This is a genomic window from Pseudomonas sp. GW821-FHT02H06, assembly GCF_059421525.1.
Genome location: NZ_JBWKVD010000004.1, coordinates 268470 through 282047, shown reverse-complemented (window position 1 = coordinate 282047; position 13578 = coordinate 268470). Strand labels below are relative to the sequence as shown.

Below are 13578 nucleotides of genomic sequence, written 5' to 3'. Positions count from 1 at the left end.
AGTGGAATTCTCAAAACCGAACTCTTCCATTTTCTGACAGGAATATCCATCGCAAACTGGCCCCATCAACTTCCCAACGCTTCAGGAGAACTGCAATGAGCAATGGCATCCAAGGCAAAGTCGTCGTCATTACTGGCGCCAGCAGCGGACTCGGCGAAGCCACCGCGCGGCACCTGGCAAAACTGGGCGCCAAGGTCGTCCTCGGCGCACGCCGTCAGGAGCGTATGGACGTCATCGTCCGCGACATCAAGGCTACCGGCGGCGAGGCATCGGCCTACACCGTTGACGTCACTCGCCGAGACGACCTGTCGGCACTCGTCGAAAATGCTGTTCGCGACTTCGGCCGCATCGACGTCATGATCAACAACGCCGGCCTCATGGCCATCGCGCCGATCGCCGAACTGCGCGTCGACGAATGGGACCGCATGATCGACATCAACATCAAAGGCGTCCTCTACGGCATCGCCGCCGCACTGCCGAAGTTTGAAGCCCAAGGCTCCGGCCACTTCATCAACATTTCATCAGTGGCCGGCATCAAAGTCTTCAGCCCGGGCGGCTCCGTCTACAGCGGCACCAAGTATGCCGTCCGCGCGATCTCCGACGGCCTGCGCCACGAAGTCGGCGGCAAGATCCGCACCACCACCATCGAACCCGGTGCCGTGGATTCCGAGTTGAAATTGGGCAGCGGCCATCAGCCGAGCGCGGATGTGGTCAAGGAGTTCTACAAGCAAGCGATCCCGGCCGAATCCGTCGCCCGCGCCATTGCCTACGCGATCGAACAGCCGAGTGATGTGGATATTAACGAGATCGTGCTGCGGCCGACTTCGCAGGATTTTTGATGGGGAGGGTATTGCGGCATGACCCCCGGCGCATTCCCGGCTAAAGCCAGTCCTACTGAGTGTACGCATAGTAGGACCGGTTTCAGCCGGGAAGGGGCCATTGTGAACGCCTTCAATCCTGCGGCGCGCCACCCGACGCGTTCCCGGCTAAAGCCAGTCCTACTAAGCGCACGCGTTGTGTCAGTGGGACCGGCTTCAGCCGGGAAGGGGCCGGTTTGAGCGCCATCAGATTTGCAGCGAACGCATACCGCTTTCTGCGGCGCCAGTGATGAGTAAACGGCATAGTTGATTGGCCCGTGACTCTCGGCCCTCACCAAATCCCGCCCACAAAAAAACCGGCTCAAATATGGCCGGTTTTTTTGTGCTTCAAGTCACGTAACCACTTGAAGGTGTTGCTGTTTGGTGCCCCGAGGGAGAATCGAACTCCCACTTCTTTCGAAAACGGATTTTGAATCCGCCGCGTCTACCAATTCCGCCATCAGGGCTCAATGGCGGCGAAGTATAGAGATGAGCCTACCGTTGGTCAATCATGTTTCATGGTCAATTTTCACTTATTCGGCTAAACTTCCCGGCCCTGCTAGACGAACCCCATCATGCGTGTCGCTGACTTTACCTTCGAGCTCCCGGATTCATTGATCGCTCGCCATCCTTTGGCGGAGCGACGCAGCAGCCGTTTGCTGACCCTCGACGGGCCAAGCGGCGCGCTGGGACACCGCCAATTCACTGATTTGCTGGAGCATTTGCGCCCTGGCGATCTGATGGTCTTCAACAATACCCGGGTGATTCCGGCGCGGCTGTTCGGGCAGAAAGCCTCTGGCGGCAAGCTGGAAATTTTGGTCGAGCGCGTTCTCGATCAGCACCGTGTGCTGGCCCATGTGCGCTCCAGCAAGTCGCCCAAGCCGGGCTCGACGATCCTCATCGATGGGGGTGGCGAGGCCGAAATGGTCGCGCGCCATGATGCGTTGTTCGAACTGCGCTTTGCCGAGCTGGTACTGCCGCTGCTCGAGCGAGTCGGGCACATGCCATTGCCTCCTTATATAGACCGCCCGGATGACGATGCCGACCGCGAGCGTTATCAGACCGTGTATGCCCAGCGCGCCGGTGCGGTAGCAGCACCGACGGCAGGTCTGCATTTCGATCAGACCATGATGGACGCGATTGCCGAGAAGGGCGTCGAGACCGCATTCGTGACGCTGCACGTCGGCGCGGGCACCTTCCAGCCGGTGCGTGTCGAGCGCATCGAAGACCACCACATGCACAACGAGTGGCTTGAAGTTACTCAGGAAGTGGTCGACGCCGTGGCGGCCTGTCGCGCACGCGGCGGTCGGGTCATCGCCGTGGGCACGACCAGCGTGCGTTCGCTGGAAAGTGCCGCACGCGATGGCGTGCTCAAGCCCTTCAGCGGTGACACCGATATCTTTATCTACCCGGGCCGACCTTTTCATGTGGTCGACGCGCTGGTCACCAACTTCCATTTGCCGGAATCGACGCTGTTAATGCTGGTCTCGGCATTCGCCGGTTATCCCGAAACCATGGCGGCCTATGCGGCTGCGGTGGAGCACGGTTACCGCTTCTTCAGTTACGGGGATGCCATGTTCATCACCCGCAATCCCGCGCCGACCGCTCCCGGGGAATCCACCCCGACGGACTCGGCCCCAGAGGATCACGCATGAGTCGCACCTGTCGTATGTCTTTCGAGCTGCTGGCCACTGATGGCAAAGCACGTCGCGGTCGTTTGACCTTTCCTCGCGGCGTTGTCGAAACGCCTGCGTTCATGCCGGTCGGCACGTATGGCACGGTCAAGGGCATGCTGCCCCGGGACATCGAGGCCACCGGCGCTCAGATGATCCTCGGCAACACCTTCCACCTGTGGCTGCGTCCGGGCACTGAAGTCATCAAGGGCCACGGCGACCTTCACGATTTCATGCAGTGGAAAGGCCCGATTCTGACCGATTCCGGCGGTTTCCAGGTGTTCAGCCTGGGCGCGATGCGCAAGATCAAGGAGGAAGGCGTGACCTTCGCCTCTCCGGTTGACGGCGCAAAAGTGTTCATGGGGCCTGAAGAGTCGATGCAGGTTCAGCGCGACCTCGGTTCCGACGTCGTGATGATCTTTGACGAATGCACGCCGTATCCTGCGGACGAAGAGGTTGCGCGCACCTCCATGGAGTTGTCGCTGCGCTGGGCCAAGCGCTCCAAGATCGCTCACGGCGAGAACACCGCGGCGCTGTTCGGCATCGTTCAGGGCGGCATGCACGAGAACCTGCGCATGCGCTCCCTCGAAGGCCTGAACGAACTCGACTTTGACGGCCTGGCGATTGGCGGCCTGTCGGTCGGCGAGCCCAAGGACGAGATGATCAAGGTGCTGGACTATCTGCCGGGCCGCATGCCGGCTGACAAACCTCGTTACCTTATGGGTGTAGGCAAGCCCGAGGACCTGGTTGAAGGTGTCCGCCGCGGCGTCGACATGTTCGACTGCGTGATGCCTACGCGCAATGCGCGCAACGGTCATCTGTTCATCGACACCGGTGTGCTGAAAATCCGTAATGCGTTTCATCGTTACGATGAGTCGCCGCTGGATCCGACCTGCGACTGCTACACCTGCAAAAACTTCTCCCGCGCCTATCTGCATCACCTGGACAAGTGCGGCGAAATGCTGGGTAGCATGCTTAATACGATCCACAATTTGCGCCATTACCAGCTGCTTATGGCTGGTTTGCGCGAGGCTATTCAACAAGGTACATTGGCCGCCTTTGTCGACACGTTCTATGCCAAACGCGGGCTTGTGACGCCGTTACTGGACTGAGCGACATCCGGTCTTTCGCTTCCTATTATTAAAATATGCAACTGGAGTGTTAAATGAGCTTTTTCATCTCTTCCGCTTTCGCGGATGCGGCTGCCCCTGCTGCTGCAGGCCCTATGGGCGGCGGCTTCGAGTGGATTTTCCTGGTCGGCTTCCTGGTCATCTTCTATCTGATGATCTGGCGTCCACAGGCCAAGCGCGCCAAAGAGCAAAAGAACTTGCTGGGTAACTTGCAGAAGGGTGATGAAGTCGTCACTACCGGCGGTATCGCGGGCAAGATCAATAAAGTGACTGATGACTTCGTTGTTATCGAAGTGTCCGACACCGTAGAGCTGAAGATCCAGAAGGGCGCAATCGCTGCCACCCTGCCCAAGGGCACTCTGAAAGCCATCTGATTCCAGTCTTTTACCAATCGACGGGGCGCGCAAGGCGCCCCGCGTTATAAGCAGGCGGCGTGATGTTGAACAAATACCCTCTGTGGAAATACATCCTGATCCTGGCAGTGCTGGTGATCGGTTTTATTTATTCCGCACCCAATCTCTACCCTGATGACCCGGCTATCCAAGTCAGTGGCGCAAGCACTGCGCTGCAGGTCAACCAGGCTGATCTGGATCGCGTAAGCAAGGCGCTTACCGATGCTGGCATCGCGGTCAAGGGCGCGTCTCTGGCCGAGAATGGCAAGGGCGGTTTGTTGCGTCTGACCAAACAGGAAGACCAGCTGCCAGCCAAAGATGTCGCACGCAAGGCGCTGGGCGATGACTACGTTGTTGCGCTCAACCTGGCTCAGACTACGCCGAAATGGCTTCGCAGCATTGGCGCTACGCCGATGAAGCTGGGTCTCGACCTGTCCGGTGGCGTGCACTTCCTGCTCGAAGTCGACATGGACAAGGCGCTCAGTGCGCGTCTGAATGTCTACGAAGGCGAAGTGAAGAGCCTGCTGCGCAAGGAAAAAGTGCGTTATCGCAGCCTTCCGCAAGATAACGGCGCCATCCAGCTGGGCTTCAGCGATGCTGATACCCGCGAACAGGCCCGTGCGCTGATCCGCAAGGACTACACCGATTTCGATATCACCACGAGCGATCGCGGCGAGATGCCGATCCTGCGCCTGGCCATGACCCCGGCCAAGATCGCTGAAATCCGCGAATACTCGATCAAGCAAAACCTGACCACCGTGCGTAACCGGGTCAACGAGCTGGGCGTCGCCGAGCCGCTGGTTCAGCGTCAGGGCGCCAACCGCATCGTGGTTGAGCTGCCAGGTGTTCAAGACACCGCGGAAGCCAAGCGTATTCTCGGCAAGACCGCCAACCTTGAGTTCCGTCTGGGCGCAGGTCCCGACGACAACAAAGCCACTACCGAGATGTTCGAGTTCCGCGAAGGCGGTCGTCCTGCGGCGCCGGTCGAGCGTGGTCTGATCATCACCGGTGACCAGGTGACTGACGCCAAGGCCGGCTTTGACGAGCACGGCCGTCCTCAGGTGAACATCAAGCTGGACGGCCATGGTGGTGATCTGATGAGCCGCGCCACCCGCGCGAACGTCGGTCGCAGCATGGCGGTGATCTTCATCGAGCAGAAGCCGACCACCACCTACACCAAGCAAGTGGTCAACGGCGTCGAAAAAGACGTGCCGGTTCAGACCTTCAAGGAAGAGAAGAAGATCATCAGCCTGGCGACCATTCAGTCGCCGCTGGGTGCTCAATTCCGCATCACCGGCCTGAACGGCGCGGGTGAGTCTTCCGAGCTGGCGCTGCTGCTGCGTGCCGGTGGTCTGGCTGCACCAATGTACTTCGCTGAAGAGCGCACCATTGGCCCGAGCCTGGGTGCCGACAACATCACCAAGGGTATTGATGCATCCTTGTGGGGCATGCTGTTCGTCTCGCTGTTCATCCTCGCCATCTACCGTTTCTTCGGTCTGATCGCGACGGTGGCGCTGGCCTTCAACATGGTCATGCTGCTGGCACTGATGTCGCTGCTGGGTGCAACGCTGACCCTGCCAGGCATCGCCGGTATCGTCTTGACGATGGGTATGGCGGTCGATGCGAACGTGCTGATCTTCTCGCGGATTCGTGAAGAGATCGCCAACGGCATGACGGTCCAGCGTGCGATCAACGAAGGCTTCGACCGCGCGTATACCGCGATCCTCGACGCCAACCTGACGACGCTGCTGGTCGGCGGCATTCTCTTCGCGATGGGCACAGGCCCGGTGAAGGGTTTTGCGGTCACCATGTCCCTCGGGATCTTTACCTCGATGTTCACAGCCATCATGGTGACCCGCGCAATGGTCAACCTGATCTTTGGCGGTCGTGACTTCAAGAAGTTGTGGATTTAAGGGGCTGCCATGAAACGTACGATCAACTTCATGGGCGTTCGCAACATTGCGTTCGCCATTACCATGCTCCTTACCGTTCTGGCGTTGTTCAGCTGGTTCTATAAAGGGCTGAACTTCGGTCTGGATTTCACTGGCGGCACGCTCATCGAGCTGACCTACGAGCGTCCAGCTGATCTGCACAAAGTGCGCGAAGAGCTGGTTGCGTCGGGTTACACCGAAGCCGTCGTGCAAAGCTTCGGTGCGACCACCGATCTGCTCGTTCGTATGCCGGGTGAAGATCCGCAGCTGGGCAGCCAGGTTGCCGAAGCGCTGCGCAAGACAGGTGCCGATAACCCGGTGACCGTCAAGCGCGTCGAGTTCGTCGGTCCGCAAGTGGGTGAAGAGCTTCGCGACCAGGGCGGCCTCGGCATGCTGCTGGCGCTGGGCGGCGTTCTCATCTACCTCGCCTTCCGCTTCCAGTGGAAGTTCGCAGTGGGTGCCATCGTCTCGCTGATTCACGACGTGGTGGTGACGATGGGTATCCTGTCGTTCTTCCAGGTGACCTTCGATCTGACTGTACTGGCTGCAGTGCTGGCGATCATCGGTTACTCGCTCAACGACACCATTGTGGTATTCGACCGGGTTCGCGAGAACTTCCGTCTGCTGCGCAAGGCTTCGCTGATCGAGAACATCAACATCTCCACCACGCAGACGTTGCTGCGGACTATGGCCACCTCGATCTCCACCTTGCTGGCGATCGTCGCGCTGTGGATCTTCGGCGGCGATAGCCTGCACGGGTTCTCGGTGGCGCTGTTCATTGGTGTTCTGGCGGGTACTTACTCGTCTATCTACATCGCCAACGTGGTGCTGATCTGGCTGAACCTGCGTAGCGAAGACTTGCTGCCACCGGTCACCGTCGACAAGGTGGATGACCGTCCGTAACCGATACTGGTAACCGGCCATCACCTAAAAAGGCGCGAGTGTGAACTCGCGCCTTTTTTTATGCTCCAAGGCTGGGAGTAGCGCGAGCAATCGCGCTGAATATCGTCAGGAGGTTCACGTGAACAAGTCGTTGCTTATTGGTGCAGTATTGGGTGCTGTCGGTGTAACCGCCGGTGGTGCTTTGGCCACCTATAGCCTCGTAAAACAAAGCGGCCCAGAGTACGCAGACGTACTTGCCGTCGAGCCTGTGAAAGAACAAATCAAAACCCCGCGACAGGTCTGCAAAGACGTTGCCGTCACTCACCGCGCGCCGGTGAAGGACGAGCATCAGATCGTGGGGAGTGTCATCGGGGCCGTAGCGGGTGGCCTGCTCGGCAACCAGGTGGGTGGCGGTACTGGCAAGAAGATCGCCACGGTCGCCGGTGCGGTCGGTGGTGGTTACGCCGGTAACAAGGTTCAGGAAGGCATGCAGAACCGCGATACCTACACAACGACCGAGTCGCGCTGCAACACCGTCAACGACATCAGCGACAAGGTCGTCGGCTACAACGTGAAGTACAAGCTTAACGACAAAGTTGGGCAGGTTCGTATGGACCGTGATCCAGGTAGCCAGATCCCCGTCAACAAGGACGGTCAGCTGGAGTTAAGTCAAGCGGGCCAGTAATAGCCTGTAGAGCTAATCAAAAAAGCACCTTCGGGTGCTTTTTTGTTGCCCACATCATAGGAAGTTGGGCACAAAAAAAACCGGCGCATGGCCGGTTTTTTGTACAGCGCGCTCGGCTTAACGCTTTAGCGAAGCCGGCACGAACGGAGCGATCGAGGTGAGGACCGCTTTGAAGCATTTGGTGTTGCCGGCAACGATGTGGCCTTTTTCAAGGAAGTCGTGACCGCCGTTGAAATCGCTGACCAGACCGCCTGCTTCCTGAATGAGCAGGGCGCCTGCGGCCATGTCCCACTCCGACAGACCCGATTCCCAGAACGCATCGAAACGGCCTGCAGCCACGTAGGCCAGATCCAGGCTCGCAGCGCCGGCGCGACGGATACCGGCAGTCTGGCCCACCAGCGAACGGAACATGTTCATGTAGTTGTCGAGGTTATCGAGCTGGTTCTCGCGGAACGGGAAACCAGTGCCGAGCAGTGCGCCTTCAAGGCTCTTGCGCGGGCTGACACGCAGACGACGGCCGTTCAGGGCAGCGCCACGACCGCGGCTTGCGGTGAACTCTTCCTGGCGGACCGGATCCAGAACAACAGCGTGTTCAAGGCGGCCGCGGTATTTGCACGCGATGCTGACAGCAAAGTGAGGAACGCCACGCACGAAGTTGGTGGTGCCGTCGAGCGGATCGATGATCCAGAGGTAGTCGGTGCCTTCGCCGCTGCCTTCATGCAGGCCGCTTTCTTCGCCAAGGATGCCGTGGGTTGGATACGCCTTGCGCAATGCAGTGATGATGCTCTGCTCGGCGGCGCGATCGATTTCGGTTACGTAATCTTTCGCGTCTTTTTCGTCGACCTTGATGGTATCCAGGCGCTCGATGGAGCGGAAAATCAATTCGCTGGCGCTGCGGGCGGCGCGCAGCGCGATATTCAGCATGGGCTGCATGGATGGATCACCTAGGTCGTTAAAGAGAGCCGGCCATTCTATTGGTTCTCTTGGATGATTTCCAGCGCGAGTGCAGACTTTGCCGCGCGTCCGGTCGGCTTGGCGTGCGCAGGTCAGCGGTGCCCTGTCACTTTTTAGTGGCGCATCCCGTGCGTGAGGCGCAAGGTTCGTGGCGCCGATGGAAGCGCTTCTGTAACATTCGTCCCCCTTTTCACCTGCTAGCGAGACTTCACCAGTGCTGCAAAATATTCGTGTCGTCCTGGTCGGTACCAGTCATCCCGGAAATATCGGTGGCGCCGCGCGTGCCATGAAAAACATGGGCCTTTCCCGTCTGGTGCTGGTTGATCCCGCCATGTTTCCCCACCATGAAGCCGATGCAAGGGCGTCTGGCGCGGGCGACATCCTGGAAGGCGCGCAGGTCGTGGCGACGCTGGAAGATGCGTTGGCAGGCTGCAACCTGGTATTGGGCACCAGCGCCCGAGATCGCCGCATTCCCTGGCCGCTGCTCGACCCTCGCGAAGCGGGCGTCAAGACCGTGGAGCACGCCGCGCTGGGCGAAGAGATCGCACTGGTGTTCGGCCGTGAATACGCCGGCCTCACCAATGAAGAGCTGCAGCGCTGCCATTACCACGTGCACATTCCTTCGGACCCGGAATTCAGTTCGTTGAATCTGGCTGCCGCCGTGCAGGTGTTGAGTTACGAAACCCGCATGGCCTGGCTCGCGGCTGACGGGCAGGCAAGCAAGGTGGAGAAGTTCGAGGTCAACTCGGTGCGCAGTACCGAGCTGGCGACCATGGATGAGATGGAGAAATTCTATGAGCATCTTCAGTCCACGCTGGTCACCATCGGCTTCCTTGATCCCGAGAAGCCGCGCCATCTGATGGCCCGGCTGCGTCGTCTGTACGGGCGCTCTGCGGTCAATCGATCCGAGATGAGCATCTTGCGCGGCATCCTCACCGAGACCCAGAAAGCGGCCAACGGCGAACCCTATAAGCGGAAGGATCAGTGATGTTCGAGCGTCTGCGGGAAGACATCCAAAGCGTGTTTCATCGTGACCCGGCGGCACGAAATGCCTTTGAAGTGCTCACCTGCTATCCCGGCATGCACGCGATCTGGCTGCATCGGCTGTCCGGCTGGCTGTGGCGCAACGATCTGAAGTGGCCAGCGCGCATGGTTTCCAACTTCGGTCGCTGGCTGACCGGCATCGAAATCCATCCCGGCGCTAAAGTCGGCCGGCGTTTTTTCATCGATCACGGTATGGGCATCGTCATCGGCGAGACCGCCGAGATCGGCGATGACGTGACCCTTTATCAGGGCGTAACGCTGGGCGGCACCAGCTGGAACAAAGGCAAACGCCATCCGACTCTGGAGTCCGGTGTTGTGGTGGGCGCGGGTGCGAAGGTACTCGGGCCATTCACAGTGGGTGCCGGGGCGAAGGTCGGTTCCAACGCGGTGGTGACCAAGCCCGTGCCGGCGGGTGCGACTGTGGTGGGCATTCCCGGACGAATCATCGTCAAGTCTGACGACGAGGCCGAAGCCAAGCGCAAGGCGATCGCCGAAAAGCTCGGCTTCGATGCCTATGGCGTCAGCGAGGACATGCCTGATCCAGTGGCGCGCGCGATCGGGCAGTTGCTCGATCACCTGCAAGCGATGGACGTTCGTGTGGAAGACATGGGCAAGGCATTGAAGAGCCTGGGCGGCGAATATCGCGAGAAGGAATTGCCGGAGTTGCGTCAGGAAGTCTTCGACTGCATGAAAGAGCCTCGCCAGGCTGATGCTCCCCGGAAATGAAGCAGCGGCGCGGTTGCAGGCGGCACATGTGCCAATCCCCGCCGCGTTTTGCTATGATGCGGCCGCGATTTTGCGGGTAATCCCGACTGTTCCACTAGGTCTTATAGTTGACTTAAATACTCGGGAATAGCATACTCGCCCTCATTCCGAACCTCCGCGGTACACGCCATGCGACTGACTACAAAAGGCCGATACGCTGTCACTGCCATGCTCGATCTGGCATTGCATGCGCAGCATGGGCCAGTGTCCCTGGCCGATATCTCCGAGCGGCAAGGGATTTCCCTTTCCTACCTCGAGCAACTGTTCGCCAAGCTGCGCCGCGGCAACCTTGTTTCCAGCGTACGCGGTCCCGGCGGCGGTTATCAGTTGTCCCGCGACATGCAGGGCATTCAGGTGGCGCAGGTGATCGACGCGGTCAACGAATCGGTTGACGCGACGCGCTGCCAGGGGCTCGGTGATTGCCATGCTGGCGACACCTGTCTGACCCACCACTTGTGGTGCGACCTCAGTCAGCAGATTCACGAATTTCTAAGCGGTATCAGCCTGGCCGACCTCGTCACTCGCCGTGAAGTGCAAGAAGTCGCCCAACGTCAGGATCTGCGCCGTTGCGGTAGCAAGACGCAGCCACTGGACAAGATTGAAACATCCGCCGTTGAGTGAACGCAGATGAACGCGCGGCGCGCCTGCCCGATAGGAGATATTCAATGAGATTGCCGATTTACCTCGATTATTCCGCAACCACCCCGGTCGATCCGCGTGTTGCGCAGAAAATGAGCGACTGCTTGCTGGTGGATGGCAACTTCGGTAACCCGGCGTCGCGCTCCCACGTCTTTGGCTGGAAGGCTGAAGAGGCGGTAGAGAACGCGCGTCGTCAGGTCGCCGATCTGGTCAACGCCGACCCGCGCGAAATCGTCTGGACTTCCGGTGCCACCGAGTCCAACAACCTCGCGATCAAGGGTGCTGCGCATTTCTATGCCTCCAAAGGCAAGCACCTGATCACCAGCAAAATTGAACACAAAGCCGTGCTGGACACCATGCGTCAGCTTGAGCGTGAAGGCTTTGAAGTCACCTATCTCGAGCCGACCGAAGATGGCCTGATCACTCCGGCCATGATCGAAGCTGTCCTGCGCGACGACACCGTTCTGGTCTCGATCATGCATGTCAACAACGAGATCGGTACGGTCAACGACATCGCAGCGATTGGCGAGATGACCCGTTCCCGCGGTGTTCTCTTTCACGTCGACGCAGCGCAGGCCACCGGCAAGGTTGAAATTGACCTGGCCAACCTCAAAGTTGATCTGATGTCGTTCTCGGCCCACAAGACCTACGGCCCTAAAGGCATTGGCGCACTGTGGGTCAGCCGCAAGCCACGTGTTCGCATCGAAGCCGAAATGCACGGTGGCGGTCACGAGCGTGGCATGCGTTCCGGTACGCTGGCGACCCACCAGATCGTTGGCATGGGCGAAGCGTTCCGCGTTGCCAAGGAAGACATGGCTGCCGAGAACGTTCGCATCAAAGCCTTGAGTGATCGCTTCTATCAGCAGGTTGCGCATCTGGAAGAGTTGTACGTCAACGGCAGCATGACTGCCCGTGTGCCGCACAATCTCAACCTGAGCTTCAACTATGTGGAAGGCGAGTCGCTGATCATGGCGCTCAAGGATCTGGCGGTATCGTCCGGCTCCGCATGCACCTCGGCTTCGCTCGAACCTTCCTACGTGCTGCGCGCCCTGGGTCGTAACGATGAGCTGGCACACAGCTCGATCCGTTTCACCTTCGGTCGCTTCACCACTGAAGAAGAGATCGACTACGCCGCGCAGAAAGTCTGCGAGGCTGTCACCAAGCTGCGCGCCTTGTCGCCGCTGTGGGACATGTTCAAAGACGGCGTCGACATCTCCAAGATCGAGTGGGCGGCGCACTAATTCAAAGTCGCCATTTCATGCGGCACTTTGAAAACCGGGTTTTCCAAGTGTCGTGAGAGCGACGTGTTGTATCTGATGAGGATTGCACCATGGCTTACAGCGAAAAGGTCATCGACCACTACGAAAATCCCCGCAACGTCGGCAAGATGAACGCGGAAGACCCTGATGTCGGCACCGGCATGGTCGGCGCGCCGGCATGCGGCGACGTCATGCGTCTGCAGATCAAGGTCAACGAACAAGGCATCATTGAAGACGCCAAGTTCAAGACCTACGGCTGCGGCTCTGCCATCGCGTCGAGCTCCCTGGCCACCGAGTGGATGAAGGGCAAGACTCTGGATGAAGCAGAGACCATCAAGAACACTCAGCTGGCTGAAGAACTGGCCCTGCCGCCAGTGAAAATCCACTGCTCCGTGCTCGCTGAAGACGCCATCAAGGCGGCCGTTCGCGACTACAAGCAGAAGAAAGGCCTGCTCTAAGCAGAGTCTGTTCCGCTGCGTTAAGTAACTTGCGTGAGGTAAGGAGTTCCGATGGCTATCAGCATGACCGAAGCGGCCGCCAACCATGTACGCCGCTCCCTCGATGGGCGTGGCAAGGGTGACGGCATTCGTCTGGGCGTTCGCACGACCGGTTGTTCAGGCCTTGCCTACGTGCTCGAGTTCGTCGATGAGCCGGAAAGCGAAGACACGGTGTTCGAGTACCACGGCGTCAAGGTGATCATCGATCCCAAGAGCCTGGTCTATCTTGACGGCACCGAGCTCGATTTCGTCAAGGAAGGGTTGAACGAAGGCTTCAAGTTCAACAATCCCAACTCGCGCGGTGAATGTGGCTGCGGCGAAAGCTTCAACGTCTGAGGCTTATTGTGGGTACTCCTTGTCACTTTGCTTTATTCGACCTGCAGCCGGGCTTCAATCTGGATCTCGACCTGCTGGCGACGCGTTACCGTGAGCTTGCCCGGAGCGTGCACCCCGACCGTTTTGCCGACGCCCCCGAGGCTGAGCAACGGGTTGCGCTGGAGCGCTCTGCCAGTCTGAACGACGCCTACCAAACGCTGAAGAATGCGCCCAAAAGGGCGCGTTACCTGCTCGCGCTGAAGGGCGAAGTTCCGCTGGAGGTCACCGTCCAGGATCCCGAGTTTCTGATGCAGCAGATGCAGTGGCGCGAAGAGCTCGAAGATCTTCAGGACGACGCGGATCTGGCGGGTGTCGCGGTATTCAAGCGCCGGCTCAAGGTTGCCCAGGAAGAACTGAACGAAAGCTTCGCGGCTTGTTGGGACGATGCTGCACAGCGAGAGCAGGCCGAAAGGCTGATGCGTCGCATGCAGTTCCTCGACAAGCTCTCCTACGAAGTGCGCCAGCTCGAAGAGCGCCTCGACGATTAACCCCGCG

General features: G+C 59.3%; 15 protein-coding genes and 1 tRNA gene. 14 read left to right on the top strand and 2 right to left on the bottom strand.

Going from position 1 to position 13578, the window contains the following annotated elements; genetic code table 11:
• The first annotated feature begins 95 nt into the window (after positions 1-95).
• Positions 96-839 carry an SDR family oxidoreductase gene (locus AC07VF_RS09610; RefSeq protein WP_495007898.1) on the top strand — a complete coding sequence of 248 codons (744 nt, stop codon included), beginning with the start codon at positions 96-98 and terminating at the stop codon, positions 837-839.
• Positions 840-1239: 400 nt separating this feature from the next.
• Here the strand turns inward: AC07VF_RS09610 and AC07VF_RS09605 are convergent.
• Positions 1240-1324, bottom strand: a tRNA-Leu gene (locus AC07VF_RS09605).
• Positions 1325-1432: 108 nt separating this feature from the next.
• On the opposite strand from AC07VF_RS09605, the gene queA reads away from it, so the two are divergent.
• The 6 genes from queA (at position 1433) to AC07VF_RS09575 (ending at position 7550) form a co-directional block, all read left to right on the top strand.
• Positions 1433-2512: a tRNA preQ1(34) S-adenosylmethionine ribosyltransferase-isomerase QueA gene (gene queA, locus AC07VF_RS09600; protein WP_192170734.1), complete on the top strand. Its 1080-nt coding sequence runs from the start codon at positions 1433-1435 to the stop codon at positions 2510-2512.
• Between the two features lie 14 nt (positions 2513-2526).
• Positions 2527-3642 carry a tRNA guanosine(34) transglycosylase Tgt gene (gene tgt, locus AC07VF_RS09595; protein ID WP_192171046.1) on the top strand — a complete coding sequence of 372 codons (1116 nt, stop codon included), beginning with the start codon at positions 2527-2529 and terminating at the stop codon, positions 3640-3642.
• 53 nt (positions 3643-3695) lie between these two features.
• Positions 3696-4034 carry a preprotein translocase subunit YajC gene (gene yajC / locus AC07VF_RS09590; protein WP_037012510.1) on the top strand — a complete coding sequence of 113 codons (339 nt, stop codon included), beginning with the start codon at positions 3696-3698 and terminating at the stop codon, positions 4032-4034.
• Positions 4035-4096: 62 nt separating this feature from the next.
• Positions 4097-5965, top strand: coding sequence for a protein translocase subunit SecD (secD, locus tag AC07VF_RS09585; RefSeq protein ID WP_346625592.1), 1869 nt, complete (start codon positions 4097-4099; stop codon positions 5963-5965).
• A gap of 9 nt (positions 5966-5974) precedes the next feature.
• On the top strand, positions 5975-6886 hold the full coding sequence (gene secF / locus AC07VF_RS09580; RefSeq protein ID WP_192170736.1) for a protein translocase subunit SecF: 912 nt from the start codon (positions 5975-5977) through the stop codon (positions 6884-6886).
• Between the two features lie 118 nt (positions 6887-7004).
• On the top strand, positions 7005-7550 hold the full coding sequence (locus tag AC07VF_RS09575) for a glycine zipper 2TM domain-containing protein (RefSeq protein WP_133776208.1): 546 nt from the start codon (positions 7005-7007) through the stop codon (positions 7548-7550).
• A gap of 117 nt (positions 7551-7667) precedes the next feature.
• Here the strand turns inward: AC07VF_RS09575 and suhB are convergent, their stop codons facing one another.
• Positions 7668-8483 (bottom strand): type III secretion system regulator SuhB, encoded by an 816-nt coding sequence (gene suhB, locus AC07VF_RS09570; RefSeq protein WP_074886357.1) that lies wholly within the window; start codon positions 8481-8483, stop codon positions 7668-7670.
• 235 nt (positions 8484-8718) lie between these two features.
• Between suhB and trmJ the strand changes: the two genes are divergently transcribed.
• The 7 genes from trmJ (at position 8719) to hscB (ending at position 13571) form a co-directional block, all read left to right on the top strand.
• Entirely contained in the window at positions 8719-9492 is a 774-nt protein-coding gene (trmJ, locus tag AC07VF_RS09565) for a tRNA (cytosine(32)/uridine(32)-2'-O)-methyltransferase TrmJ (RefSeq protein WP_074886355.1), read from the top strand.
• Positions 9492-10274: a serine O-acetyltransferase gene (gene cysE / locus AC07VF_RS09560; protein ID WP_192170737.1), complete on the top strand. Its 783-nt coding sequence runs from the start codon at positions 9492-9494 to the stop codon at positions 10272-10274. Before trmJ ends, cysE begins: the two co-directional genes overlap by 1 nt.
• Positions 10275-10442: 168 nt before the next feature.
• Positions 10443-10934, top strand: coding sequence for a Fe-S cluster assembly transcriptional regulator IscR (iscR, locus tag AC07VF_RS09555; protein ID WP_172610826.1), 492 nt, complete (start codon positions 10443-10445; stop codon positions 10932-10934).
• A gap of 44 nt (positions 10935-10978) precedes the next feature.
• Complete coding sequence (locus AC07VF_RS09550) at positions 10979-12193, top strand: IscS subfamily cysteine desulfurase (protein WP_172610828.1); 1215 nt, start codon at positions 10979-10981, stop codon at positions 12191-12193.
• 89 nt (positions 12194-12282) lie between these two features.
• Entirely contained in the window at positions 12283-12669 is a 387-nt protein-coding gene (gene iscU / locus AC07VF_RS09545) for a Fe-S cluster assembly scaffold IscU (protein ID WP_062383507.1), read from the top strand.
• A gap of 51 nt (positions 12670-12720) precedes the next feature.
• Entirely contained in the window at positions 12721-13044 is a 324-nt protein-coding gene (gene iscA, locus AC07VF_RS09540; protein WP_065990022.1) for an iron-sulfur cluster assembly protein IscA, read from the top strand.
• An 8-nt stretch (positions 13045-13052) separates the two neighbouring features.
• Positions 13053-13571, top strand: a complete 519-nt coding sequence (gene hscB / locus AC07VF_RS09535) for a co-chaperone HscB (RefSeq protein ID WP_172610830.1) — start codon at positions 13053-13055, stop codon at positions 13569-13571.
• Positions 13572-13578 lie beyond the last annotated feature (7 nt).

What these genes read in the sequence shown, in the direction of transcription:
- AC07VF_RS09610 (WP_495007898.1), top strand. Translation starts at nt 96, where the DNA reads ATGAGCAATGGCATCCAAGGCAAAGTCGTCGTCATTACTGGCGCCAGC.
- queA (WP_192170734.1), top strand. Translation starts at nt 1,433, where the DNA reads ATGCGTGTCGCTGACTTTACCTTCGAGCTCCCGGATTCATTGATCGCT.
- tgt (WP_192171046.1), top strand. Translation starts at nt 2,527, where the DNA reads ATGTCTTTCGAGCTGCTGGCCACTGATGGCAAAGCACGTCGCGGTCGT.
- yajC (WP_037012510.1), top strand. Translation starts at nt 3,696, where the DNA reads ATGAGCTTTTTCATCTCTTCCGCTTTCGCGGATGCGGCTGCCCCTGCT.
- secD (WP_346625592.1), top strand. Translation starts at nt 4,097, where the DNA reads ATGTTGAACAAATACCCTCTGTGGAAATACATCCTGATCCTGGCAGTG.
- secF (WP_192170736.1), top strand. Translation starts at nt 5,975, where the DNA reads ATGAAACGTACGATCAACTTCATGGGCGTTCGCAACATTGCGTTCGCC.
- suhB (WP_074886357.1), bottom strand. Translation starts at nt 8,483, where the DNA reads ATGCAGCCCATGCTGAATATCGCGCTGCGCGCCGCCCGCAGCGCCAGC.
- cysE (WP_192170737.1), top strand. Translation starts at nt 9,492, where the DNA reads ATGTTCGAGCGTCTGCGGGAAGACATCCAAAGCGTGTTTCATCGTGAC.
- iscR (WP_172610826.1), top strand. Translation starts at nt 10,443, where the DNA reads ATGCGACTGACTACAAAAGGCCGATACGCTGTCACTGCCATGCTCGAT.
- AC07VF_RS09550 (WP_172610828.1), top strand. Translation starts at nt 10,979, where the DNA reads ATGAGATTGCCGATTTACCTCGATTATTCCGCAACCACCCCGGTCGAT.
- iscU (WP_062383507.1), top strand. Translation starts at nt 12,283, where the DNA reads ATGGCTTACAGCGAAAAGGTCATCGACCACTACGAAAATCCCCGCAAC.
- iscA (WP_065990022.1), top strand. Translation starts at nt 12,721, where the DNA reads ATGGCTATCAGCATGACCGAAGCGGCCGCCAACCATGTACGCCGCTCC.